Source organism: Aquipuribacter nitratireducens (assembly GCF_037860835.1).
Classification (GTDB): domain Bacteria; phylum Actinomycetota; class Actinomycetes; order Actinomycetales; family JBBAYJ01; genus Aquipuribacter; species Aquipuribacter nitratireducens.
Map to the genome: position 1 here is coordinate 65,748 of NZ_JBBEOG010000003.1, position 23,212 is coordinate 88,959.

The following is a 23,212-nucleotide window of genomic DNA, read 5'->3' on the forward strand; positions in this document are numbered from 1 at the left end:
CGCGTGAGCAGCCCGTACCACCCGGACTCCGTCGAGCGGCGCGACGCGTGGCGCCGGCTCCGGGGCGGCCTGGGCGGGCGCCCCGGCCGCTTCCAGGTGCTCGCCGCGGTCCTGCTCTTCGCGCTGGGCTTCGCGGTCGTGACCCAGGCGCGGGAGACGTCCGAGACGGGTCTCACGGCCCTGCGCCAGACCGAGCTGGTCCGTCTCCTCGACGACGTCAGCGAGCGGCGCGAGCGACTGGAGGAGGAGGCGACGGCGCTGCGCGAGCAGCGGGAGGCGCTCCTCACCTCCAGCGACGCCGCGGCCGAGGCGGCGGAGGCGGCCCGGCAGCGCCTCGACGTCTACGCCGTGCTCGCCGGCACCGCCCCGGCGCGGGGTCCGGGGCTCACGATGGTCGTCACAGACGTCGGGGAGCGGACCGTCACGGCCGCCTTCATGCTCGACATGCTCCAGGAGCTGCGCGACGCCGGGGCGGAGGCCGTCCAGGTCAACGACGTGCGGGTCGTCGCGAGCACGTGGTTCGCCGACGGCGAGGACGGGTCCGTCGTCGTCGACGGCACACCGCTCACGAGTCCCTTCACCGTCCGCGCCATCGGCGACCCGGACGTCCTCGAGCCCGCGATGCGGATCCCGGGCGGTGTGGTGTCCGACCGCGAGCAGCGCGGGGACAGCGTGGTGATCACCGAGCTCGACGACGTCGTCGTCGACGCGTTGCGGGCCGTCGAGCCGCCTCAGTACGCTCGCCCGGCCCCGCCCGAGGACTGACGGCGACGGCGGACCAGCGACCAGGGAGCGGTGAGACGGTGGACGTGCCCGAGGGGCTGCGGTACACGGACGAGCACGAGTGGGTCGCGAGCGTGGGCGAGGCGGGGGAGGGCGCCGTACGGGTCGGCATCACCGACTACGCGCAGGACGCGCTCGGCGACATCGTCTTCGTCGAGCTGCCCGCGGAGGGCACGACGGTCACCGCCGGGCAGCCCTGCGGCGAGGTGGAGTCGACGAAGTCCGTCAGCGAGCTGTACGCCCCGGTCTCCGGCACGGTGACCGCGCGCAACGAGTCGCTGGAGGCCGCCCCCGAGCAGGTCAACGGCGACCCGTACGGCGCCGGGTGGATGTTCGAGATCCGCCCCGACGACCCGGCGGCAGTCGAGGCGCTCCTCGACGCGGCCACGTACCGTTCCCGCACCGAGGGGTGACCGCAGACCGGGGCGCCGGACGGCATGCCGCGCGGCGCGCCCCGTCTCTTGACGTCGACCTGAGACTGAGGGTGGGGACTACGCTTGTGACGACGGAGGAGGAACGAGGATGACGGACACCCCGGACACGCCCCGCCAGCGCGGCACGGCGGCGATCCCGGTGACGCCGGGGCAGGGCGTCGACACGACCATCACGTACGCGCAGGCGACCGACACCGACCCCGGCACGGGCCTCACGCGGGACGACCAGCGGGCGGTCGAGGCGCTGCCGCAGGGGTCGGCGCTGCTCGTCGTCCAGCGGGGCCCCAACGCGGGAGCCCGCTTCCTCCTCGACAGCGAGCGGACGACCGCGGGCCGTGCCGCCGACAGCGACATCTTCCTCGACGACGTCACCGTGTCCCGCCGGCACGCCGAGTTCGGCCGGGTGGGTGAGGGCTACCGCGTCGTCGACGTCGGCTCGCTCAACGGGACCTACGTCAACCGGCAGCGCATCGAGTCGGCGGTCCTCAACGCCGGCGACGAGGTGCAGATCGGCAAGTACCGGCTGGTCTACCACCCGTCGCGGCAGCACCTCGTGCCGGCGGACGGTGAGGACGCCCGGGCGTGAGCAGCGTCGCGCTCGCGCGCGAGCCGCGCGGCGGCAGCGGGGGCGGCCTCACGATCGGGGAGGTGCTCGGCGTCCTCCGCGAGGAGTTCCCCGACGTCACCATCTCCAAGATCCGGTTTCTCGAGGAGCAGGGCCTCGTGGAGCCCGACCGCACACCGTCGGGGTACCGCAAGTTCTCCGCCGGCCACGTGGAGCGGCTGCGCCGTGTCCTCGTGCTGCAGCGCGACCACTTCCTGCCGCTGCGGGTGATCCGCGAGCAGCTCGACACCGGCGCCCCGCTGCCGGGCGGGACGGTCGGGTCCGGTGCGAGCGGTCCGTCCGCGCTGGCCCCCTTCGTCCGGGCGGTCGCCGAGCCGGGGGCGGACGAGGGGACGACGCTCGACCGGTCCGCGCTCGCGCAGCGTTCCGGCGCCTCCGACGCTCTCGTGGAGGAGCTCGAGCGGCACGGTCTCGTGCGCCCGGGCCCGGACGGCGCCTTCGGCGCCGACGACCTCGAGGTCGCGCGGGCCGCCGCGGCCCTCGGTGAGCACGGCGTCGAGCCCCGCCACCTGCGGGCGTTCCGCTCCGCCGCCGACAAGGAGGTCGACCTCGTGCGCCAGGTCGTGGCGCCGCTGCGCCGCACCGGCCGCCCGGGCTCCGCGGGCCAGGCCGCCGACACCGCGCGCGAGGTCGCCGCCGCGTGCCTGCGCCTGCACGCCGCGCTCGTCGCCGGGTCGCTCGACCGGCTCTGAGCACCCTTCCGTCGTCCCGCCCTCGTCCCGTCGCCGTCCCGTCGCCGTCCGTCGCCACGCCGACGCCCGGCTCCCGGCGGGCCGGGGGTAGCGTGGAGCCGTGCGCGAGCTCGACGTCGTGGGGATCCGGGTGGAGACGCCCTCGAACAACCCGATCGTGCTCCTGCGCGAGCGCGACGGGCACCGCTACCTGCCGGTGTGGATCGGCGCGGCCGAGGCCAGCGCCATCGCCTTCGCCCAGCAGGGCGTCGTCCCGCCGCGCCCGCAGACGCACGACCTGCTCCTCGACGTCGTCAACGCGCTCGGCCGGGCCGTGGAGGAGGTCCGGATCACGGAGTACCGCGACAACATCTTCTTCGCCGAGCTCGTCCTCGACTCGGGGCTGACCGTGGGGTCGCGGACCTCCGACGCCGTCGCGCTCGCGCTGCGGGCCGGGTGCCGCATCCTCACCGCCGAGGCCGTCCTCGACGAGGTGGGTGTGCCCGTGCCCGACGAGGACGAGGGCGAGGTGGAGGTCGAGCGGTTCCGCGAGTTCCTCGACAGCGTGAGCCCGGAGGACTTCGAGGGCGAGGGGCCGGACGAGGACAGCGAGGAACGACCGGGCTGACGGGCCACGCCGGCCGCGGCACGACACGCGGGTCGAAACCCTCCAGCGGTGGTTGACCCTTGAGGAGGCGGTCCCTACCGTCGGAGCACGACGAGGGGGACCGGGCACGACGTGCACGGACCACTCGTGCGAGAGGAGCCACCGATGGCAGGACACGAGGTCGGGAGCGCGGGTTCGCGCACCGGCGCCACACCGGTGTCCGACGTGGCCCGCTCGCAGGGGCTGCTGTTCGACGACGACCTGCCCGACCTCGACGAGGGCACCGGCTACCGGGGGCCGGTCGCGGCCCGGGCCGCCGGGATCACGTACCGCCAGCTCGACTACTGGGCGCGGACCGGGCTCGTGGAGCCCGGGGTCCGGGGCGCGAGCGGCTCGGGCAGCCAGCGGCTGTACGGCTTCCGCGACATCCTCGTGCTGAAGGTCGTCAAGCGGCTCCTCGACACCGGCGTCTCCCTCCAGCAGATCCGCACCGCCACGAAGGTCCTGCGCAGCCGGGGGGTCGAGGACCTCGCCAACATCACCCTCATCTCCGACGGGGCGAGCGTCTACGAGTGCACGAGCCCCGACGAGGTCGTCGACCTCGTCCAGGGCGGGCAGGGCGTGTTCGGCATCGCCGTCGGCCGGGTGTGGCGCGAGGTCGAGGGCACCCTCGCGGAGCTGCCCGCCGAGCGTGACGGCGAGGAGCCGGCGGCGCTCCCCGGCGACGAGCTCGCCGCCCGCCGTGCCGCCCGCGCCGAAGCGGGCTGAGCCCGCCCCACACGTCTGCGTTTCTGCCGACGCGCGGCACAGACGTCTGCGTTTCTGCCGACCTACGGCACAGACGTCTGCCTTTCTGCCGACGTCAGCGGGCGCGCGAGGGAGCCGCGCGCAGCACCCGGTCGAGGTGGGTGTCGAACGCCGCCGCGAGCTCCGCGCCACCGTGGCCGGGCCAGCGGTGCACGGGGGTCGTCGCGCCCTGGGACTGCTGCACCGCGGACCGGTCGGGCAGCGGCGGGCGCAGCACGAGCGGGCCGAACAGGCCCGTCATCTCCTCGAGGCGGTACCGGTGCTCGGGGGAGCGCTCCCGGTAGCGGTTGACGAGGATCCCGAGCGGCTGCAGGTGCGGGGCCTCGCTGCGGCGCAGCGACTCGACCGCGCGCAGGGCACGGTCGGCGGCCGCGACGGAGAAGATGGCCGGCTCGCTCACGACGAGTGCCCGGTCGCTCGCCACGAGACCCGTGCGCGTGAGCCCGCCGAGGGAGGGCGGGCAGTCGAGGAGCACGAGGTCGTACCACGGCACCTTCGACAGGGCCGTCGCCAGCGCGCGCATGGCGCGCGGGCGGGTCGCGTAGTCGTGGTCGAGGGTCTGCTCCGACCCGAGCATGACGTCGAGCACCCCGGGCTGGTCGCCCGCCCAGCCCGACGGCGCGACCGCCTTCGCGATCTCGCCGCGCCGGGGGTTGGCGAGGACGTCGGCGACCGTCGACTCCCGCCGCGCGGCGACGTCGAGGCCCGTGGTGGCGTCCGCCTGCGGGTCGAGGTCGACGACGAGCGTCGGCACCCCGCGCGCCAGTGCCGCCGAGGCGAGCCCGAGGGTGACCGTCGTCTTGCCCACGCCGCCCTTGAGGCTGCTCACACCCACCACGACCACGGGCGGCACGGTACCGGGCGCTGCCGGGCCGGCAGCGGGCCGGCTGATAGCGTGGGGGCCGCTGCGCACACCTTGCGGGAGAGTCCGTCGGCACGCGCCGGCGGCGCCGAAGGGGCAACCTCCCCGGAACCTCTCAGGCACCCGGACCGCAGGGCACAGGCACGCAGGAGGGACCGCGCGTCCCGACTGTCGGGGGTCCCGCACCCGTCGGGCCGCCCGGCCCGCCCCGCCTGAGGAGCGCGCGTGACCAGCAGCGACACCCCCCGCACCGCCTTCGTCGACCGGCACCTCGGCCACGTCCCGGACGTCGACGCGTTCGCCGCCGGCACCGGGTTCGACGACCTCGAGGCGCTCGTCGACGCGACGGTCCCCGCCGGGATCCGGCAGGACGAGCCGCTCGACCTGCCCCCAGCCCTCGACGAGGAGGACGCGCTCGCGGAGCTGCGCGGCCTCGCCGCCCGCAACCGCGTCGTCCAGCCGATGATCGGGCTCGGGTACCACGGGACGGTCACCCCGCCCGTCGTGCGACGCAACGTCCTGCAGGACCCCGCCTGGTACACCGCGTACACCCCCTACCAGCCGGAGATCAGCCAGGGCCGGCTCGAGGCGCTCCTCACCTTCCAGACGGTCGTCACCGACCTCACGGGCCTCGACGTCGCGAACGCCAGCCTCCTCGACGAGCCGACCGCGGCCGCGGAGGCCATGACCCTGCTGCGCCGGGCGACCCGGGCGGGCGACGACGCGGTGTTCCTCGTCGACACCGACGTCCTGCCGCAGACCCGCGCGGTCCTGCAGACCCGTGCGGAGCCGCTGGGCATCGGGCTCGTCGACCTCGACCTCGGCGCCGACGAGGACCCGGACGGTGACGCCGTCGCCGCGGCGCTCGACGGCCGCCCGGTCTTCGGCGCGCTCCTGCAGTACCCGGGCGCCTCCGGTCAGGTCCGCGACCTCCGCGCGGTCGTGGCCGCCGTGGACGCCGCGGGCGGCAAGGTCGCCGTCGCCGCCGACCCGCTCGCCCTCACCCTCCTCACCCCGCCCGGGGAGTGGGGCGCCGACGTCGCCGTCGGGTCGATGCAGCGCTTCGGGGTGCCCATGGGCTACGGCGGCCCCCACGCCGGGTACATGGCCGTCCGCGACGGGCTGCAGCGGCTCCTGCCCGGCCGCCTCGTCGGGGTGAGCAAGGACTCCGCCGGCAACCCGGCCCTGCGCCTCGCGCTCCAGACCCGGGAGCAGCACATCCGCCGCGAGAAGGCGACGAGCAACATCTGCACCGCGCAGGTGCTCCTCGCCGTCATCGCCGGCATGTACGCGGTGTGGCACGGTCCCGAGGGACTGCGGCGCATCGCGCAGCACGCCCACCGGCAGGTCTCCCGGGTCGCGGCCGCGGCGCGGGCCGCCGGGCACGACGTCGTGACGACCCGCCACTTCGACACCGTCACGATCACCGTGCCGGACGCGGACGCGGTCCTCGCCCGCGCCCTCGAGGGCGGCGTGAACCTGCGCCGGGTCGACGACACCCGCGTCGCGGTGACGGCCGACGAGACGACCCGTGACGCCCACGTCGACGCCGTCGCACGCGCCCTCGGTGCCGAGGCCCCCGCCGGCGACGACCTCCCCGCCGCGGGCGGCCCGCTCGCGCGGACGAGCGGCTACCTCGGCAACGAGGTCTTCCACCGGTACCGCTCCGAGACCGGGCTGCTGCGCTACCTGCGCCGGCTCGCGGACATGGACTTCGCCCTCGACCGCGGGATGATCCCGCTCGGCTCGTGCACGATGAAGCTCAACGCCACCACGGAGATGGAGAGCATCACGTGGTCGGAGTTCGCCGACCTCCACCCGTTCGCCCCGGCCGACCAGGCCGCGGGCACGAGGCAGGTCGTCGCCGACCTCGAGCGCTGGCTCGCGGAGGTCACCGGCTACGACGCGGTCTCCGTGCAGCCGAACTCCGGCGCGCAGGGCGAGCTGGCGGGGCTCCTCGCCATCCGCGGCTACCACCGCTCGCGCGGCGACGAGCAGCGCGACGTCTGCCTCATCCCGGCGAGCGCGCACGGCACGAACGCCGCCAGCGCCGTCATGGCGGGGCTGCGCGTCGTCGTCGTCGCGTGCGACGAGGCGGGCAACGTCGACGTCGACGACCTCCGCACCAAGATCGAGCAGCACGGGGACCGGCTCGGCGCCCTCATGATCACGTACCCGTCGACGCACGGGGTGTTCGAGGAGGCCGTCCGCGAGATCTGCGCGGCCGTCCACGACGCCGGCGGGCAGGTGTACCTCGACGGGGCCAACCTCAACGCCCTCGTCGGCCTCGCCCGGCCCGGCCGCTTCGGCGCCGACGTCAGCCACCTCAACCTCCACAAGACGTTCTGCATCCCCCACGGGGGCGGCGGCCCCGGCGTCGGCCCGATCGGGGTGCGGCAGCACCTCGCGGAGTTCCTGCCCGGCCACCCGCTGGAGCCGAGCCTCGCGGGCAACGTCGTGGGCCCCGTCTCCGGCGCGCCCTACGGGTCGGCGGGCATCCTCACGATCCCGTGGACGTACGTGCGGACGATGGGCCCGGACGGGCTGCGCCGGGCCACCGTGCGCGCGATCGCCGCGGCCAACTACGTCGCCCGGCGGCTGCAGGGCAGCTGGGACGTCCTCTACACCGGGCGCAACGGCACGGTCGCGCACGAGTGCATCCTCGACGTCCGCCCGCTCGCGAAGGCCGCGGGGATCACGGTCGACGACGTCGCGAAGCGCCTCGTCGACCACGGCTTCCACGCCCCGACGATGAGCTGGCCCGTCACCGGGACCCTCATGGTCGAGCCGACGGAGAGCGAGGACCTCGCCGAGCTCGACCGCTTCTGCGACGCCATGATCGAGATCCGGGCGGAGGTCGACCGCGTGGTCGCGGGGGAGTGGATCGTCGCGGAGTCGCCGCTGCGGCGTGCGCCGCACACCGCGGAGGACCTCGTCGGGGAGTGGGACCGGCCCTACGACCGGCGGCTCGGGGTGTACCCGGCCGGCACGACCCGCGGGAAGTACTGGCCCCCGGTGGGCCGCGTCGACGGCGCCTTCGGTGACCGGAACCTCGTGTGCGCGTGCCCGCCGGTGAGCGCGTTCGGCGAGCCGGAGGCAGCACCCGACGAGGTGTCGGTCGTCGAAGTGGCGGGTGAGGAGCCGGCGCTCGTGCGCTGACCGGTCGGGCGCCGCGCGACGGCCGGGTCGCGCTCGATAGCGTCAGGGGCATGTCGCAGCCGCCCGACCAGCCCCACGACCCGTACGCAGCGCCGCCCGGCTACGGCCAGCAGCCGGGCTACGGACAGCAGCCCGGCTACGGACATCAGCCGGGCCACGGGTACGGCGCCCCCCAGCAGGAGCCGCCGCTCGACGGCGTCTCGGTCGCGGGTCTCGTGCTCGCCTTCCTCCTCTCCCCGGTCGGGCTCGTCCTCAGCATCGTCGGCCTGGTCCGGACGTCAGGCGGCCGGCGGCGGGCGCGGCCTCGCGATCGCGGGTGTCGTCGTGTCGATCGTCGTGTCGATCATCTGGGCGCTGCTTTTCGTCGCCGCGTTCGCGCTCGGCCGCTTCGTCGAGGAGTCGGTGCCCGGCGGCCTCGAGGGGCTGGAGGACCTGGAGGACCTGGCGCCCCTCACCGAGGTCGACCCGGCCGAGGCCGTCGACCTCGGCACCTCGGTGGAGCTCGACGGCTATGAGGTCACCGTGACGTCGGTCGACCTCCTCGAGCCCCCGGGCGGCGGCGACCCCGTCGTCACCGCGTCGGTCGAGGCGACCCGGACCGGCGGCGGGACGGGCGAGCCGTGGTTCGAGCTGGTCGGCACGTGGTTCGAGACCGACGGCACGACCTCGTACGGCGAGGGCACGTGCCCGCCCGACGTCAGGGACCCCGTCGAGCAGGCCGGGAGCCTCGAGGCCGGGGAGACGACGACGTTCACGTGGTGCTTCCCGGTCGACCCGGGGGCGGGCAGCGCGGGCTACGTCGCGCTCGGCGGCACCTTCGGCCTGGGCGCGACCGGTGTCTGGGGCGTCGAGTGAGCCCCCGCGCGGCCGCCACCGCGACCCGCACCGACCTCGCGGGTCTCCTCGAGTTCTGCCGTGACCGGCACCACGTCGTCCTCGTCACCCGCCGCCAGGACGGCAGTCCGCAGCTGTCCCCGGTCTCGTGCGGCGTGGACCCGGAGGGGCGCTTCGTCATCAGCACGTACCCGGAACGGGCGAAGGCGCGCAACGCCCGTCGCGACCCGCGAGTCAGCCTCTGCGTGCTGTCCGACGACTGGGACGGGCCCTACGTGCAGGTCGACGGCACGTGCGAGGTCCTCGACCTGCCTGCGGCGCTCGAGGACTTCGTCACGTACTTCCGGGCCTTCGGGCGCGAGCACCCGGACTGGGACGAGTACCGGCAGGCGATGCTCGACCAGGGCAAGTGCCTCCTGCGGGTGACACCGACCCGGTGGGGACCGGTCGCGACGGGCGGCTTCCCCGCCCGCCTCGTAGAGGACTGAGGCGCCTGGAGGACGAGAGGGGTCGCCGACGCCGGGAGACTCAGCGCCGCTGGAGGGCGTCGAAGAGGACCGTGCGGAAGTCGGCGGGCCTCTCCGCGAGGTAGGCGGCGCCACCCGTCGCCTCCGCCACCGTGCGCAGCTCCTCGGCGTCGACGTCGGCCCCCAGACCGATGGCGACGACGCGGACGGGCCGGTCGGGCGCGGCTGCCGCCTCGTCCTCGAGCGTCGAGACCAGGGCCTCGAGGCTGATGCCGTCCGGGTCCTCGTCCGCGCCGTCGGTCACGATGACGACGGTGTTGCTCGCCTCGGGGTCGTGGTCCTCGCGGGCGGCGCGGACGGCGGCGAGGACCGTGTCGTACAGCCCCGTGCCCCCTGGCGTCAGACGCTCCGTGAGCCGGTCCGCGCCGGCGGCGAGCGCGGCGCGCTGGTCGGCGTCCTCCACGGGGGTGTCGAGGCGGCGCACCGGGATGACGGGGAGCCAGTCCGTGCCCTCGCCCATGCCGACGGCGAAGAACCACAGTCCGACCGCGGCAGAGTCGGGGAACAGCCCGAGGGCGTCCGTCGCCGCGTCGCGGGCGACCTCGGCGCGCGTCGGTCCCGCGGGCGTCACCGCCCGCATCGACGCGCTCGCGTCGAGGACGGCGAGCACGCGGCTGGGCCGGCTCACCTCCTCCAGCTGCGCGAGGACGCGGTCGACGTCCGCCGCGACCGGCGGCGGGACCACGAGGGGCTCCCCGTCGGAGGGTTCGACGGAGGGCTCGACGGAGGGCTCGACGGAGGATGTGACCGAAGGTCCCCCGCCGGCCCCGGTCGCCGGGGCGGGGGCACGGAACCCCTCCGCGACGAGCGCGGCCCTGCCCTCGCGCTCGAGCAGCCGCAGCACGCCCTCGACGGCCGCCGCGGACACCCCTGCGGCGCGCTCGGGCGTGTCGACGCGGACGACGGGGTGGTCGAGCGACGTCACGGCGTCGGACGGCTGCACGGCGACGAGCGGCGTGGTGGGCGCCCCCCGGTTCACGAGGAACACCTGCTGCTCGGTCGTCACCACGACCGGCGCGTCCGTCCCGGCCGCCGCCGTCGCCGTGAGGGCGTCGCCGCCTGCGGGCGCGTCTGCCGCTGCCGGCGCGTCTCCCGCTGCCGGCGCGGCGTCCCGCTCGACCGCGACGGCGGCCGCGGTGAGCGCGGCGCGTGCGTCCTCGGGCGTCCCGGCCACCGCCTGCATGGCGACGAGGGCCTGGAGCGCGCCCGCGCTGCGGGGCAGGTCACCGAGCACCAGCGGCCGGCCCGACGCGACGGCCCCCGCCCAGGTGGGCCCCGCCGCGAGCCACTGCGCGTCGGCCGCGGCCTCGGCGCTCGTCGCGAGCACGACCGGGGTCCGGACGAGGGAGCCGACGGTCGTCAGCACGGTCCCGTCCGCCGCGGGGGCCGCACGCTCCAGCCACAGCGAGGAGTCGGGCACCCACACGTCCGGCAGCGCCCCGGCGGTCTCCCCGGCGACGACGGCGGCCGTGTCGGCGGGCTCCTGCGCGACCACGTCGACGCTCGCGCACACCCCCGTGCTCAGCGGCTCGCGGCCGACGTCGGCGGCCACGCGCTGCAGCGCGGGGACGAGCGCGGGAGCGGCGACCACCTGCACCGTCGTCCTCGTGCCGCACACCGCGACGCCCCCCGCGGCGTCGCCGCCGTCCCCGCCGGAGCGCTCCGTCAGCAGCCCCGCCCCCACGGCGACCGCGGCCACGAGGAGCAGCCCCGCCACGAGCACGCCGAGCACGCTCGGGCGGCGCCGCCGGCGCAGCCGTCCGCCCCAGCCGTCGCCCGAGGGACGCGCCACCCGGGGCGGGCGCGCGACCGGCTCGACGCCGGGGGAGGGGGTCGGGGAGGCAGGCACGGCCTGCCAGGATACGAGCGTGAGCCTGGCGGTCCGTGTCATCCCCTGCCTGGACGTCGACGCGGGCCGGGTCGTGAAGGGCGTCAACTTCGCGGGCCTGCGCGACGCCGGCGACCCCGTCGAGCTCGCCCGCCGCTACGACGCCCAGGGCGCCGACGAGATCACCTTCCTCGACGTGAGCGCGAGCGCGGCCGGGCGCGACACCACCCTCGAGGTGGTCCGCGCGACGGCCGAGCAGGTCTTCGTCCCCCTCACCGTCGGCGGGGGCGTGCGCGGCGTCGACGACGTCGAGCGCCTCCTGCGGGCGGGAGCGGACAAGGTGGGGGTCAACAGCGCGGCCGTGGCCCGCCCCGAGGTCATCGCGGAGATCGCCGACCGGTTCGGGCGGCAGGTCCTCGTCCTCAGCGTCGACGCGAGGCGCTGCCCGCCCGGCACGAGCACCGACAGTGGGTGGGAGGTGACGACGCACGGCGGGCGTCGCGGCACCGGCATCGACGCCGTCGAGTGGGCGGCTCGCGGCGCCGGGCTCGGGGCCGGCGAGGTGCTCCTCAACTCCATGGACGCCGACGGCACGAAGGACGGCTTCGACGTCGCCATGCTGCGGGCGGTGCGGGCCGTCGTCGACGTGCCGCTCGTGGCCTCCGGCGGCGCCGGCGAGCTCGCCCACTTCGCGCCCGCGGTGGCGGCGGGCGCCGACGCCGTCCTGGCGGCGTCGGTCTTCCACTTCGGCCAGCTCGGCGTCGGAGACGTCAAGGCCGCGCTCGCCGCGGCGGGCCACCCCGTCCGGGTCGCCGACAGGTAGTCAGACCCCGAGGCGGGCGCGCTCGAAGCGCTGCACCGACAGGGACGGACCACCGACGTCGACCTGCGCGGCGCGGCGTCCGAACAGCCGCAGGAGCAGGTCGATCGGCTCCCCGGTGAGGACGACGGGGTGGGCGCCCCGCCGCAGCACCGTGCGGCGCCCGTCCGGCCGCAGGGCCACGACCCCGAGGGACGACCCGAGCAGGGTGAGCGCCGTCGCCCCGGGCAGGTACCGCCACACCGTGTCCTGCAGGTCCTCGACGTCCTCCCGCGGACCCAGCCCCTGCGCGCGCCGCACGTCCTCGTGGTGCACGACGAGCTCGGCGAGGTTCGCCACGACGTCGACCCCCGGCAGGGCGAACGGCGACCACGGCGGCGGGCCGGAGCGGAACCGTGCGACGACCTCGTCCAGCCCGCGGCGGGTCTCGGCGACGCGCGCCCGTTCCAGCAGCCCGCTCAGCGGCGGCACCACGAGCCCCACCGCGAGGTCGGGCCGGCGCTCGCGGACGACGAGGTGCGCCGCGAGGCCGAGCACGTCCCAGCCCTCGCACAGCGTCGGGGCATGGGCGCCGGCCGAGAGGAGGCTGTCGCAGAGCGCCTCGCGCTCCTGCTGCGTCGTCGCGCGCAGCGCGGCGAGCGGCTCGATGAGGTCGGTGCGGACGGCGCTGACGACGTTCGTGACCATCCCGCCATCCTGCGGCACCGTGCGGCGGGGCGGCCACCGGGCGCCGGGCGGTGCTGTCCGGGGGACGTGGCAGGCTTGACGCGTGACAGACGCCCCCACCTTCCGGGAGGGGCTCGGCGTCATCGGCAGGGGGATCCGGGACGAACCGCGCACGTTCACCGTGGCGGTCGTCGGCAGCGCGCTCTTCGGGGCGGCGCTCGCCGGCAGCGGCTGGGTCCTCGGCCGGGTGACCGACGCCGTGCTCGTCCCCGCCTTCGACGCCGGCACCGTGAGCGCGCGCGACGCCTGGCTCGCGTTCGGCGCCATGGCCCTCGTCGGCCTCCTCACCGCGCTCGGGGTCATCGTGCGGCGCGGGTACGCGACCGTCACGCAGTACCGCCTCCAGGCCCGCTACCGCCGGCGCGTCTCCCGGCAGTACCTGCGCCTGCCCCTGGCATGGCACCGACGCCACCCGACGGGCCAGCTGCTGAGCAACGCCAACGCCGACGTCGAGGCCGCCTGGACGGTGTTCGCCCCCCTGCCGTTCAGCTTCGGCGTCGCCGTCATGCTCGTCGTCGCCGGCATCACGATGTTCGGCGAGGACGTCGTCCTCGGTGCCGTCGCGTTCACCGTTCTCCCGCTGCTCGCGGTGAGCAACGGGCTGTACCAGAAGGTGATGTCGCCGCGCGTCAGCCGGGCCCAGCAGCTGCGGGCGGACGTCTCCGACGTCGCCCACGAGTCCTTCGACGGCGCGCTCGTCGTCAAGACCCTCGGCCGCGAGCGCGAGGAGACCGACCGGTTCGGTCGCCGGGCGCAGGAGCTGCGCGAGGCCAACGTCGCCGTCGGGCGGGCCCGGGCCGCCTTCGAGCCCGTCGTCGAGGCGCTGCCGACGCTCGGCACCCTCGTCGTCCTCGCCGTCGGCACGCTGCGCGTCGCCTCCGGCGCGGTCGACGCCGGTGTCGTCGTCCAGGTCGCCTACCAGCTCACCCTCCTCGCCTTCCCCGTGCGAGCCATCGGGTGGGTCCTCGCCGAGCTCCCCCGCTCCGTCGTCGGCTGGCGCCGCGTCGACGCGGTGCTGCGGGCCGAGGGCCGCATGCGCCACGGCGCCGAACGGCTGCCGGTCACGCGGCTCGGTCGCGCGGTCAGCGCCGAGGGCGTGGTCCACGACGTCGTCGACCCCGACGGCAGCCGGCAGCGCCTCCTCCACGGCGTCGACCTCGTCGCCCCCCGCGGGTCCACGGTCGCGGTCGTCGGGTCCACGGGCAGCGGCAAGTCGACCCTCGCCTCCGTCCTCGTCCGCCTCGTCGACCCGGCCGAGGGTCGGGTCCGTCTCGACGGCCTCGACGTGCGCGACGTCGTCGCCGGCGGCGAGCCGGGCAGCCTGCCCTCGACCGTCGCCTACGTGCCGCAGGGCACGTTCGTCTTCGACGACACCGTCCGCGGCAACATCACCCTCGGCCTCGACGACGTCCCCGACGAGCAGGTGTGGCACGCGCTGCGCGCCGCCCGTGCGGACGGCTTCGTCAGCGCCCTGCCCGAGGGCCTCGACACCCGGGTCGGCGAGCGCGGCGCGAGCCTGTCCGGCGGGCAGCGGCAGCGCCTCGCGATCGCGCGCGCCCTCGTGCGTCGCCCGAGCGTGCTCGTCCTCGACGACGCCACCAGCGCGGTCGACCCGACGGTCGAGCAGCAGATCCTCGGCGCGCTGCGGGGCTCCGACGGCGTCACCGTCCTCGTCGTCGCCTACCGGCGCTCGACGATCGCCCTCGCCGACACCGTCGTCCACCTCGAGCACGGCCGCGTCGTCGACCACGGGAGCCACGAGGAGCTCATGTCCCGCGACACCGGCTACCGCACGCTCGTCGAGGCGTACGCCCGTGACGCCGCCGAGCGCGAGCAGCTCGCCGGCCGGGGGAGCGGCGCGTGAGCGCGCAGGAGCCGGCCGCCGGCCAGGGCGGCACGGGCCACCGGGTGCCGGCGCGGCCCGCCAGCGGGAGCATCGCCACCGCCTCGGAGGGTGGCGCGTGGGCGACGGTGCGGCGGGGCCTCGCCCTGTCGCCGGAGATCACGGCCGGTCTCGGGGTCACCCTCGCGCTCGCCGCCGTGTCGTCCGTGGGGCGCATCATCGTGCCCGTCGGGGTGCAGCAGACGGTCGACACCGGGATCAACGCCGAGGGCGGCCCGGACGTCCAGCGCATCGCGCTGCTCGTCGGGCTCGCCGCGCTCGCCGTCGCGGTCACGGGCGCCTGCTCCTACCTCGTCAACGTCCGGCTGTTCCGTGCCACGGAGGCCGGGCTCGCGACCCTGCGGGTCAAGGCGTTCCGTCGCATCCACGACCTGTCGACGCTCACCCAGAGCACGGAGCGCCGGGGGGCGCTGGTCTCCCGCGTGACGAGCGACGTCGACACGATCTCGATGTTCGTCCAGTTCGGCGGCATCATCCTGTTCGTCTCCCTCGGCCAGATCGTCGTGGCGACGGTCCTCATGGCCGTGTACTCGTGGTGGCTCGCGCTGCTCGTGTGGCTGACGTTCCTCCCGCTGTTCCTCAGCCTCCGGCCCCTCCAGAAGTGGCTGTCGGTGCTGTTCGGCACGGTCCGGGAGAACGTCGGCCTCATGCTCGGCGCCATCAGCGAGGCCGTCGTCGGCGCCGACACCATCCGCGCCTACGGCGCCGAGCGGCGCACGCAGGAGCGCATCGACGGCAGCGTCGAGGCGCACCGGCGCTCCGCCACGCGTGCCGGCGTCTTCGCCTCCAGCATCTTCGCCGCCGGCACGCTCGTGTCCGGGCTGGCCGTCGCCCTCGTCGTCGGTGTCGGGCTGTGGTTCGGCGTCGGTGACGACGGCGCCCTCACCCTCGGGCAGCTCCTCGCGTTCCTCTTCCTCGTCCAGCTGTTCACCCAGCCCGTGCAGATCGCCACCGAGGTGCTCAACGAGCTGCAGAACGCGATCGCGGGCTGGCGGCGGGTCATCGCCGTGCTCGACACCCCGGCCGACGTCGCCGACCCCGACGGGACGCCCGAGGCGACGCCGATCCCGCACGGCCCGGTGACCGCGCGCTTCGACGGCGTCTCCTACGCCTACCCGGACGGGCCGGTCGTGCTGCGCGGGGTCGACCTCGAGGTGCCCGCGCAGACACGGGTCGCCGTCGTCGGCGAGACGGGGTCCGGCAAGACGACGCTCGCGAAGCTCCTCACGCGGCTGCAGGACCCGCTCCACGGCCGGGTGCTGCTCAACGGCGTCGACCTGCGCGACGTCCCGTTCTCCTCGCTGCGCCGGCGGGTCGTGCTCGTGCCGCAGGAGGGCTTCCTCTTCGACGTCAGCCTGCGGGACAACATCCGCCTGTCGCGGCCGGAGGCCGACGACGACGCCGTCGACCTCGCCGTCACCGAGCTCGGTCTCGAGCCGTGGGTGCGCTCCCTGCCGCACGGCCTCGACACCCGGGTCGGCCAGCGCGGGGAGAGCCTGTCGGCCGGGGAGCGGCAGCTCGTCGCCGTCGCCCGCGCCTACCTCGCCGACCCCGACCTGCTCGTCCTCGACGAGGCGACGTCGGCGGTCGACCCCGCCACGGAGGTGCGGCTCCAGCGGGCGCTCGACGGCCTCACCCGCGGGCGCACGAGCGTCGCGATCGCGCACCGGCTGTCCACGGCCGAGGCCGCCGACGTCGTGGTCGTCGTCGACAAGGGCGAGGTCGTGGAGGTCGGCCCGCACACCGAGCTGGTCGCGGCGGGCGGTGTGTACGCCGGCCTGCACGCGAGCTGGGTGCGGCAGCGCACGAGCGACGACGGCGACCCCGTGAGACTGGACGCATGAGCACCGACGAGCTCCTCGCGCAGGTCCGCTTCGGCCCCGACGGCCTCGTGGCCGCCGTCGTGCAGCAGCACGACACCCGGGAGGTCCTCATGGTGGCGTGGATGGACGAGGGCGCCCTGCGGGAGACGCTCACGAGCCGGCGCGGCACGTACTGGAGCCGGTCGCGGCAGGAGCGCTGGCGCAAGGGCGACACCTCCGGCCACGTCCAGCACGTCGTCCGGGTGTCGCGGGACTGCGACGGGGACACGCTCCTCGTCGAGGTCGACCAGGTGGGTGCGGCCTGCCACACGGGCACCCGCACGTGCTTCGACGACCGCGTCCTGCTCGCCGCGTCCGACGAGGGGGCGGCGTGAGCGCGCCCCCCGGCACGCCGCTCGACACCCCGCTCGGGGCGACGTGGCCGGACCTCGACGGCTTCCGGACCATGGCCGCCGACCGGCGCGTCGTGCCCGTCGTCCGCCGCTACCTCGCCGACGGCGAGACCCCGGTCGGCCTGTACCGCAGGCTCTCGGCGGACCGGACCGGCAGCTTCCTGCTGGAGTCCGCCGAGCACGACGGGTCGTGGTCGCGGTGGTCGATCATCGGGGTGCGCAGCGCCGCCGTCCTCACGAGCCGGGGACCGGGCCCCGACGACGGCTGCTGGGTGGGGCAGCCGCCCGCCGGGCTGCCCCTGACCGGCGACCCGCTCGCCATGCTCCGCGAGACGCTGCGGGTGCTGCGGACCCCGCGCGTGCCCGGCATGCCGCCGCTCACCTCCGGCATGGTCGGGGTGCTCGGCTGGGACGTCGTGCACCGGTGGGAGCGCCTGCCGCGGCGCGCGGTCGACGACCTCCACCTGCCCGAGCTCGTCCTGTGCCTGGCCACCGACCTCGCCGTCGTCGACCACCGCGACGCGACGGTGTGGCTGGTCGCCAACGCCGTCAACCACGACGGCAGCGACGAACGCGTCGACGAGGCGTACGCGGACGCCGTCCGCCGCCTCGACGCGATGGAGGCCGACCTCGCCCGTCCCGCCCCGACCTCGGTCACGGTCCAGGCCGGAGGCGGGACGCACGGTGCAGCCGGCCCGGTCACGGCGGCGGAGCCCCGGTCGACGACGACGCAGGAGCAGTTCCACGCGATGGTCGACGCCGGCAAGGAGGCGATCCGCGACGGCGAGGTGTTCCAGGTCGTCCTCTCCCAGCGCTTCAGCGTGCCGACGGAGCTCGACGCCCTGTCGCTGTACCGGGCGCTGCGGCTCACGAACCCGAGCCCGTACATGTACCTCGTGCGGCTCGAGGGACCGGACGGGGAGCGGTTCGACGTCGTCGGGTCCTCCCCGGAGGCGCTCGTCACCGTCGAGGACGGGACGGTGATCTCCCACCCCATCGCGGGCACGCGACCGCGCTCCGGCGACCCGACCACGGACGCCGAGCGGGCCGAGGACCTCCTCGCCGACCCCAAGGAGCGGGCCGAGCACCTCATGCTCGTCGACCTCGCGCGCAACGACCTCGGCCGGGTGTGCGAGCCGGGGACCGTCGACGTCGTGGAGTTCATGCAGATCGAGCGGTTCAGCCACGTCCTCCACATCGTCTCGACGGTGACGGGACGGCTGCGCGCCGACGCCGACCAGGTCGACGTCCTCACGGCGACGTTCCCCGCCGGCACCCTGTCGGGGGCGCCCAAGGTGCGGGCGGTCGAGCTCATCGACGAGCTCGAGCCGACCCGCCGCGGCGTGTACGGCGGTGTCGTCGGCTACCTCGACCTCGCCGGCGACCTCGACCTCGCCATCGCCATCCGCACCGGGGTCCTCGCCGGCGGCACGCTCCACGTCCAGGCCGGGGGCGGGATCGTCGCCGACTCCACGCCGCACGGGGAGTACGAGGAGTCGCGGACGAAGTCGGCGGCCGTGCTCGCCGCCCACCGCCGCGCCGCGGACCTGCGTCCCCTCGACGGGGGGCAGGGCCCGGGGGCGCTGTGAGGCCCGCGCCGCTGTCCGCGGCAGCGGCGGTCGCGGCCCTGCTCGCACTCGCCACGCTCGGCCTCACGTGGGTGCGCCGCAGCACCGCCGGCCCGCTGGGCGAGGCGGGCGCCGCGACCACGGAGTCCCTCACCGGCCGCGAGGTGTCGCCGCTCACGGCCGCGCTCGTCCCCGCGGTCCTCGGTCTCGCCGTCGTCGCGCTGCTCCTGCCGGGCCGCTGGCGGCTCGTCGGCCTGGTCCCGGCGGGCCTCGCCGCGGTCGGGGCCGGGCTCGGGGCCGCCGTCGCGGCGGCGGCCGCGGACGGTGGCCGCACGGGGGCACCCGAGGTCGGGGTCGAGGTGACACCCGTGCCGTGGCTCGCGGTGGCGGCCTGCGTGCTGGTGGTGCTCCTCGCCGGAGCGGCGGCCGTGGCGGCGTGGCGTCCGGTCGTCCCGGCGGCGCCGCCGACCCGTGCCGCACCCACCGCCGCGCCCGGTCACGCACCCGAGGCCGCACCCGACGAACGCGCCCTGTGGGATGCCCTCGACGCGGGGGAGGACCCGACCGCGCCGCCGTCGACACGCCCGTGACCGGTCGCGGCAGCGACGGGCTGGCAGGATGGGGCGGCGACGCGACCGCGAGGACCCAGGAGGACGGCCCACCATGAGCGACACCCCCACCCGGGCGCAGCAGGAGCGTGCCGGCGAGGAGCACGAGGCCTACGTCGAGGGCCACGAGTACGGCCACGGCACGTCGGTGGCCGCGTGGACGGCCACCGGCGGCGTCATGCTCGGCTCCCTCGTCGTCGCCCTCGCGATGATCTTCTACTCGCCGGTGTTCATCGTCATCGGCGCCGTCGTCGCCGTCCTGGCGGCGCTCGCCGGCCCCGTCCTGTCGCGTGCCGGCCTCGGGGAGCACAGCCCGAACCGGGAGTTCACGGGCGGGCCGCGCGCCGTCCGCTGACACGGGCCCCCCGGCCGCTACGGTCTCCCCACCGTTCCGCTACCTCGGGAGAGCACCGATGTCCACGCCGTACGAGCCCGCTCCCGCCGGGCCGCCCGCCAGCGAGCCGCCGCCGTCCAACCTCGTGTGGGCGATCCTCACGACCGTCCTCTGCTGCCTGCCCTTCGGCATCGTCAGCATCGTGTTCGCCGCCCAGGTCAACTCCAAGTGGGCGACGGGCGACTTCTCCGGCGCCCAGGACGCCTCCCGCAAGGCCCGGCTGTGGGCGATCGTCGCCGCCGTGGCCGGGATCGTCTACCTCGTCGTCGTGATCGGGCTCTTCTCCGCGGGGATCATGGCCGTCCCCACCGAGGGCCAGCTCTGACCCCTGGCGCCGCGTGGCACCCTGACGTGATGGACACCGCGCAGCCCGCGCCCCCCGCAGCGGGGCGCGGGCTGCCGCGTCTCGCGGGCCGGGCGCGCGCCCTCGCGGCGACGCCGCTCGGGCCGCTCGCGGTCGCCGCGGCCGCGGCCGGCGCCCTCACCGTGCTGCAGGTCCTCGACCCGAACGAGCCCGGTCACTACCCGACGTGCCCCTTCCTCGCCGTCACCGGGCTGTGGTGCCCGGGCTGCGGGTCGCTCCGGATGCTCCACGCCCTCGGCGGCGGTGACCTCCGCACCGCGCTCGACCTCAACGCGCTCGCCCTGCTGCTCCTGCCCGTCCTCGTCGGCTACTGGGTGGCCTGGGCCGTCCGCACCGTCACGGGCCGCCCGCGCGGCCGCCCGCTCCACGCGGCGTGGGTGTGGGCGTTCCTCGCCGTCGTCACGGTGTGGTCCGTGCTGCGCAACCTGCCCGGGCTCGAGCTCCTCGCCCCGTGAGCGCGGCGGCCTCAACGCGCTCGAGCGCGCCCGGGTTCCCTCCCCGCGGCCCGTGGTCCGGAGCGGTACCGGCGCCCAAGTACGATCGGGGCACCGCACGGGACGAGGGAGGGCGGACGGTGAGCGTGCTCCAGAGCATCCTCGACGGCGTCAAGGAGGACGTCGCGATCCGGCAGGCCCAGGTGCCTCTCGACGACGTGAAGGAGCAGGTCCGGCGCATGCCGTCGGCCCGCAACGGGCTCGCGGCCCTCACCGCCCACCAGGGCGTCAAGGTCATCGCCGAGGTCAAGCGCGCGAGCCCGAGCAAGGGCGACATCGCCCCGATCGCGGACCCCGCGGCGCTCGCGGGGGAGTACGCGGCCGGCGGCGCCAGCGTCATCAGCGTCCTCACCGAGGGCCGCCGCTTCGGTGGCTCGCTCGAGGACCTGCGCGGCGTCTCGTGCGCCGTCGACGTGCCCGTCCTCCGCAAGGACTTCGTCGTCACCCCCTACCAGGTGTGGGAGGCCCGCGCCGCCGGCGCCGACCTCGTCCTCCTCCTCGCGATGGCACTGGAGCAGCAGGCCCTCATCTCCCTCGTCGAGCGCGTGGAGTCCCTCGGCATGACCCCGCTCGTCGAGGTCCACGACGAGGAGGAGATCAGCCGCGCCGTCGACGCGGGCGCCAGGGTCATCGGCGTCAACGCGCGCGACCTGCGCACCCTCGAGGTCGACCGCACCACCTTCGCCCGCCTCGCCCCCCGCATCCCCGACGGCATCGTCCGGATCGCCGAGTCCGGCGTGCGCGGTCCGCACGACGTCATGGACTACGCCCGCGCCGGCGCGGACGCCGTCCTCGTCGGGGAGACCCTCGTCCGCGAGCCCGACCCGCGCCGCGCGGTCGCCGACCTCGTGGCGGCCGGGTCCCACCCGAGCCTGCGGGTCGCGCGCCCGTGACCCGTACCGAGCCCGTGCCGGGCGCCGTCGTCGGCCCGCGGCTGCAGGACGCGGTCGGTCCGTACTTCGGGGAGTTCGGGGGCCGGTTCGTCCCCGAGGCCCTCGTCGCCGCCCTCGAGGAGCTCGACGCCGCCTGGGCCTCGGCCCGTCACGACCCCGACTTCGTCCGCGAGCTCGACGAGCTGCAGCGCACGTACACCGGCCGCCCGAGCCCCGTCACCGAGGCGCGACGCTTCGGCGCGGAGGCGGGCGGCGCGACCGTGCTGCTCAAGCGCGAGGACCTCAACCACACCGGCTCCCACAAGATCAACAACGTGCTCGGGCAGGCGCTCCTCACCCGCCGCATGGGCAAGACCCGGGTCATCGCCGAGACCGGCGCGGGCCAGCACGGCGTCGCCACCGCCACCGCTGCCGCGCTGATGGGCCTCGAGTGCGTCGTCTACATGGGCGAGAAGGACACCGAGCGCCAGGCCCTCAACGTCGCCCGCATGCGCCTGCTGGGCGCGGAGGTCGTCCCCGTGCGCACCGGCTCCCGTACCCTCAAGGACGCCATCAACGACGCGATGCGCGACTGGGTCGCGAACGTCGACACCACCCACTACCTCCTCGGCACCGTCGCCGGCCCGCACCCCTTCCCGACCCTCGTCCGCGACCTCCACCGGGTCATCGGGGTCGAGGCGCGCGAGCAGGTCCTCGCGGGCTGGGGCCGGCTGCCCGACGTCGTCGCGGCGTGCGTCGGCGGCGGCAGCAACGCCATCGGCATCTTCCACGCGTTCCTCGACGACCCGCAGGTCGAGCTCCTCGGCCTCGAGGCGGGTGGGGACGGCGTCGACACCGGCCGCCACGCGAGCTCCATCACCGGCGGGGCCCCCGGGGTCCTCCACGGCGCCCGCAGCTTCCTCCTGCAGGACGAGGACGGGCAGACGATCGACAGCCACTCGATCTCCGCCGGGCTCGACTACCCCGGCGTCGGTCCCGAGCACGCGTGGCTGCACGCCACGGGGCGGGCCCGCTACGAGCCGGTCACCGACGCCGACGCGATGGCGGCGTTCGCCCTCCTGTGCCGCACCGAGGGGATCATCCCCGCCATCGAGACCGCCCACGCGCTCGCCGGGGCCCTGCGCGAGGGTCGCCGCCTCGGCCCCGACGGCATCGTCCTCGTCAACCTGTCCGGGCGCGGCGACAAGGACGTCGCGACCGCCGCGCAGTGGTTCGACCTGTGACCACCGGCACCAGGCCCGGCACCGACGCGCGGACGCGCACCGCCGCCCAGGCCGTCGACGACGCCCTCGCCGACGGGCGCGCGGCGCTCGTCGGCTACCTGCCTGTCGGCTTCCCCGACCTCGACACCTCCGTCGAGGCGATGGTCGCGCTCGCGCGCAACGGCTGCGACGTCCTCGAGGTCGGGGTGCCGTACTCCGACCCCGTCATGGACGGGCCCGTCATCGCCGCGGCCGCCCACGAGGCCCTGGCCGGCGGCACGCGCGTCGCGCACGTCTTCGAGGCCGTCCGCGCCGTCCGCGAGGCGGCACCGGACACCGCCGTCCTCGTCATGACGTACTGGAACCCGGTCGCGCGGACCGGCGTCGACGCGTTCGCGCGCCGGCTCGCGGACGCCGGCGGGGCGGGGCTCATCACCCCCGACCTCGTGCCCGACGAGGCGGGGGAGTGGCTCGCCGCCAGCGAGGCGCACGGGCTCGAGCGCGTGTTCCTCGTCGCCCCGTCGAGCTCGCCCGCGCGGCTGCGCTCCACCGCGGCCGCCTCGACCGGGTTCACCTACGCCGCCTCCACGATGGGCGTGACCGGCGAGCGGACGAGCGTCGGCGCGGGCGCCGCGGACCTCGTCCGGCGCACCCGCGAGGCGGGCGCCGCCCGCGTGTGCGTGGGACTCGGTGTCTCGACCCCCGAGCAGGCCCACGAGGTCGCCGCCTTCGCCGACGGCGTCATCGTCGGGTCCGCGCTCGTCCGGGCCCTCGCCGGCAGCGACGGCGGTCCCGGCGGGGCCACGGCGGCCGGCGCCCTGGCGGGCCGCCTCGCCGCCGGGGTGCGTCGCGGCGGCGGGGCGGCGGGCTGACCCCCCGCGCCGTGCC

The 23,212-nt window shown here is 76.0% G+C and carries 24 protein-coding genes and 1 riboswitch; of the genes, 21 read left to right on the top strand and 3 right to left on the bottom strand.

From position 1 onward, the window contains the following. The first annotated feature begins 3 nt into the window (after window positions 1-3). From WAB14_RS06605 to WAB14_RS06630, 6 genes are all read left to right on the top strand, one after another. Entirely contained in the window at window positions 4-765 is a 762-nt protein-coding gene (locus tag WAB14_RS06605; RefSeq protein ID WP_340268642.1) for a DUF881 domain-containing protein, read from the top strand. A 38-nt stretch (window positions 766-803) separates the two neighbouring features. Beyond that, the gene (gene gcvH, locus WAB14_RS06610; protein WP_340268644.1) at window positions 804-1,196 is read left to right on the top strand and encodes a glycine cleavage system protein GcvH; all 393 of its coding nucleotides are present in this window, start codon (window positions 804-806) and stop codon (window positions 1,194-1,196) included. Window positions 1,197-1,305: 109 nt separating this feature from the next. After that, window positions 1,306-1,803, top strand: coding sequence for an FHA domain-containing protein (locus WAB14_RS06615; RefSeq protein ID WP_340268646.1), 498 nt, complete (start codon window positions 1,306-1,308; stop codon window positions 1,801-1,803). After that, complete coding sequence (gene ftsR, locus WAB14_RS06620; protein WP_340268648.1) at window positions 1,800-2,534, top strand: transcriptional regulator FtsR; 735 nt, start codon at window positions 1,800-1,802, stop codon at window positions 2,532-2,534. The genes WAB14_RS06615 and ftsR overlap by 4 nt, the downstream gene beginning before the upstream one ends. A gap of 100 nt (window positions 2,535-2,634) precedes the next feature. Beyond that, a complete protein-coding gene (locus WAB14_RS06625; RefSeq protein ID WP_340268650.1) occupies window positions 2,635-3,141 on the top strand; it encodes a bifunctional nuclease family protein in 507 nt (168 codons plus the stop codon). A gap of 144 nt (window positions 3,142-3,285) precedes the next feature. Then, a complete protein-coding gene (locus WAB14_RS06630) occupies window positions 3,286-3,888 on the top strand; it encodes a MerR family transcriptional regulator (protein WP_340268652.1) in 603 nt (200 codons plus the stop codon). Between the two features lie 94 nt (window positions 3,889-3,982). On the opposite strand, the gene WAB14_RS06635 is transcribed toward WAB14_RS06630, so the two are convergent. Beyond that, the gene (locus WAB14_RS06635; protein ID WP_340268654.1) at window positions 3,983-4,771 is read right to left on the bottom strand and encodes a ParA family protein; all 789 of its coding nucleotides are present in this window, start codon (window positions 4,769-4,771) and stop codon (window positions 3,983-3,985) included. A 65-nt stretch (window positions 4,772-4,836) separates the two neighbouring features. Next, a riboswitch (glycine riboswitch) is annotated at window positions 4,837-4,930 on the top strand. A gap of 84 nt (window positions 4,931-5,014) precedes the next feature. On the opposite strand from WAB14_RS06635, the gene gcvP reads away from it, so the two are divergent. The 3 genes from gcvP (at window position 5,015) to WAB14_RS06650 (ending at window position 9,270) form a co-directional block, all read left to right on the top strand. Further along, complete coding sequence (gene gcvP, locus WAB14_RS06640; protein ID WP_340268656.1) at window positions 5,015-7,948, top strand: aminomethyl-transferring glycine dehydrogenase; 2,934 nt, start codon at window positions 5,015-5,017, stop codon at window positions 7,946-7,948. Window positions 7,949-8,272: 324 nt separating this feature from the next. Then, window positions 8,273-8,803, top strand: coding sequence for a hypothetical protein (locus tag WAB14_RS06645; RefSeq protein ID WP_340268658.1), 531 nt, complete (start codon window positions 8,273-8,275; stop codon window positions 8,801-8,803). Beyond that, a complete protein-coding gene (locus WAB14_RS06650) occupies window positions 8,800-9,270 on the top strand; it encodes a PPOX class F420-dependent oxidoreductase (RefSeq protein WP_340268660.1) in 471 nt (156 codons plus the stop codon). The genes WAB14_RS06645 and WAB14_RS06650 overlap by 4 nt, the downstream gene beginning before the upstream one ends. 40 nt (window positions 9,271-9,310) lie before the next feature. Here WAB14_RS06650 and WAB14_RS06655 read toward each other — a convergent pair whose 3' ends face one another. After that, complete coding sequence (locus WAB14_RS06655; RefSeq protein WP_340268662.1) at window positions 9,311-11,158, bottom strand: VWA domain-containing protein; 1,848 nt, start codon at window positions 11,156-11,158, stop codon at window positions 9,311-9,313. A 19-nt stretch (window positions 11,159-11,177) separates the two neighbouring features. Between WAB14_RS06655 and hisF the strand changes: the two genes are divergently transcribed. Then, window positions 11,178-11,960, top strand: coding sequence for an imidazole glycerol phosphate synthase subunit HisF (gene hisF / locus WAB14_RS06660; RefSeq protein ID WP_340268664.1), 783 nt, complete (start codon window positions 11,178-11,180; stop codon window positions 11,958-11,960). On the opposite strand, the gene WAB14_RS06665 is transcribed toward hisF, so the two are convergent. Beyond that, the gene (locus tag WAB14_RS06665) at window positions 11,961-12,644 is read right to left on the bottom strand and encodes a TIGR03085 family metal-binding protein (RefSeq protein ID WP_340268666.1); all 684 of its coding nucleotides are present in this window, start codon (window positions 12,642-12,644) and stop codon (window positions 11,961-11,963) included. It lies immediately after the preceding gene. Window positions 12,645-12,726: 82 nt separating this feature from the next. Between WAB14_RS06665 and WAB14_RS06670 the strand changes: the two genes are divergently transcribed. From WAB14_RS06670 to trpA, 11 genes are all read left to right on the top strand, one after another. Next, complete coding sequence (locus tag WAB14_RS06670) at window positions 12,727-14,547, top strand: ABC transporter ATP-binding protein (protein WP_340268668.1); 1,821 nt, start codon at window positions 12,727-12,729, stop codon at window positions 14,545-14,547. A 44-nt stretch (window positions 14,548-14,591) separates the two neighbouring features. After that, window positions 14,592-16,430 (top strand): ABC transporter ATP-binding protein, encoded by a 1,839-nt coding sequence (locus WAB14_RS06675; protein ID WP_340269160.1) that lies wholly within the window; start codon window positions 14,592-14,594, stop codon window positions 16,428-16,430. Continuing rightward, entirely contained in the window at window positions 16,427-16,783 is a 357-nt protein-coding gene (gene hisI, locus WAB14_RS06680; RefSeq protein WP_340268670.1) for a phosphoribosyl-AMP cyclohydrolase, read from the top strand. The genes WAB14_RS06675 and hisI overlap by 4 nt, the downstream gene beginning before the upstream one ends. Continuing rightward, the gene (locus WAB14_RS06685; protein ID WP_340268672.1) at window positions 16,780-18,390 is read left to right on the top strand and encodes an anthranilate synthase component I; all 1,611 of its coding nucleotides are present in this window, start codon (window positions 16,780-16,782) and stop codon (window positions 18,388-18,390) included. Before hisI ends, WAB14_RS06685 begins: the two co-directional genes overlap by 4 nt. Next, window positions 18,387-18,959, top strand: a complete 573-nt coding sequence (locus WAB14_RS06690; protein ID WP_340268674.1) for a Trp biosynthesis-associated membrane protein — start codon at window positions 18,387-18,389, stop codon at window positions 18,957-18,959. Before WAB14_RS06685 ends, WAB14_RS06690 begins: the two co-directional genes overlap by 4 nt. A gap of 73 nt (window positions 18,960-19,032) precedes the next feature. Further along, complete coding sequence (locus WAB14_RS06695) at window positions 19,033-19,332, top strand: HGxxPAAW family protein (protein ID WP_340268676.1); 300 nt, start codon at window positions 19,033-19,035, stop codon at window positions 19,330-19,332. Window positions 19,333-19,390: 58 nt separating this feature from the next. Then, the gene (locus WAB14_RS06700; protein ID WP_340268678.1) at window positions 19,391-19,696 is read left to right on the top strand and encodes a CD225/dispanin family protein; all 306 of its coding nucleotides are present in this window, start codon (window positions 19,391-19,393) and stop codon (window positions 19,694-19,696) included. Window positions 19,697-19,725: 29 nt separating this feature from the next. Further along, complete coding sequence (locus WAB14_RS06705; RefSeq protein WP_340268680.1) at window positions 19,726-20,190, top strand: DUF2752 domain-containing protein; 465 nt, start codon at window positions 19,726-19,728, stop codon at window positions 20,188-20,190. A 119-nt stretch (window positions 20,191-20,309) separates the two neighbouring features. Next, on the top strand, window positions 20,310-21,122 hold the full coding sequence (gene trpC / locus WAB14_RS06710; protein ID WP_340268682.1) for an indole-3-glycerol phosphate synthase TrpC: 813 nt from the start codon (window positions 20,310-20,312) through the stop codon (window positions 21,120-21,122). Continuing rightward, a complete protein-coding gene (trpB, locus tag WAB14_RS06715; RefSeq protein ID WP_340268684.1) occupies window positions 21,119-22,345 on the top strand; it encodes a tryptophan synthase subunit beta in 1,227 nt (408 codons plus the stop codon). Before trpC ends, trpB begins: the two co-directional genes overlap by 4 nt. Next, window positions 22,342-23,196, top strand: coding sequence for a tryptophan synthase subunit alpha (gene trpA / locus WAB14_RS06720; RefSeq protein WP_340268686.1), 855 nt, complete (start codon window positions 22,342-22,344; stop codon window positions 23,194-23,196). Before trpB ends, trpA begins: the two co-directional genes overlap by 4 nt. Window positions 23,197-23,212 lie beyond the last annotated feature (16 nt).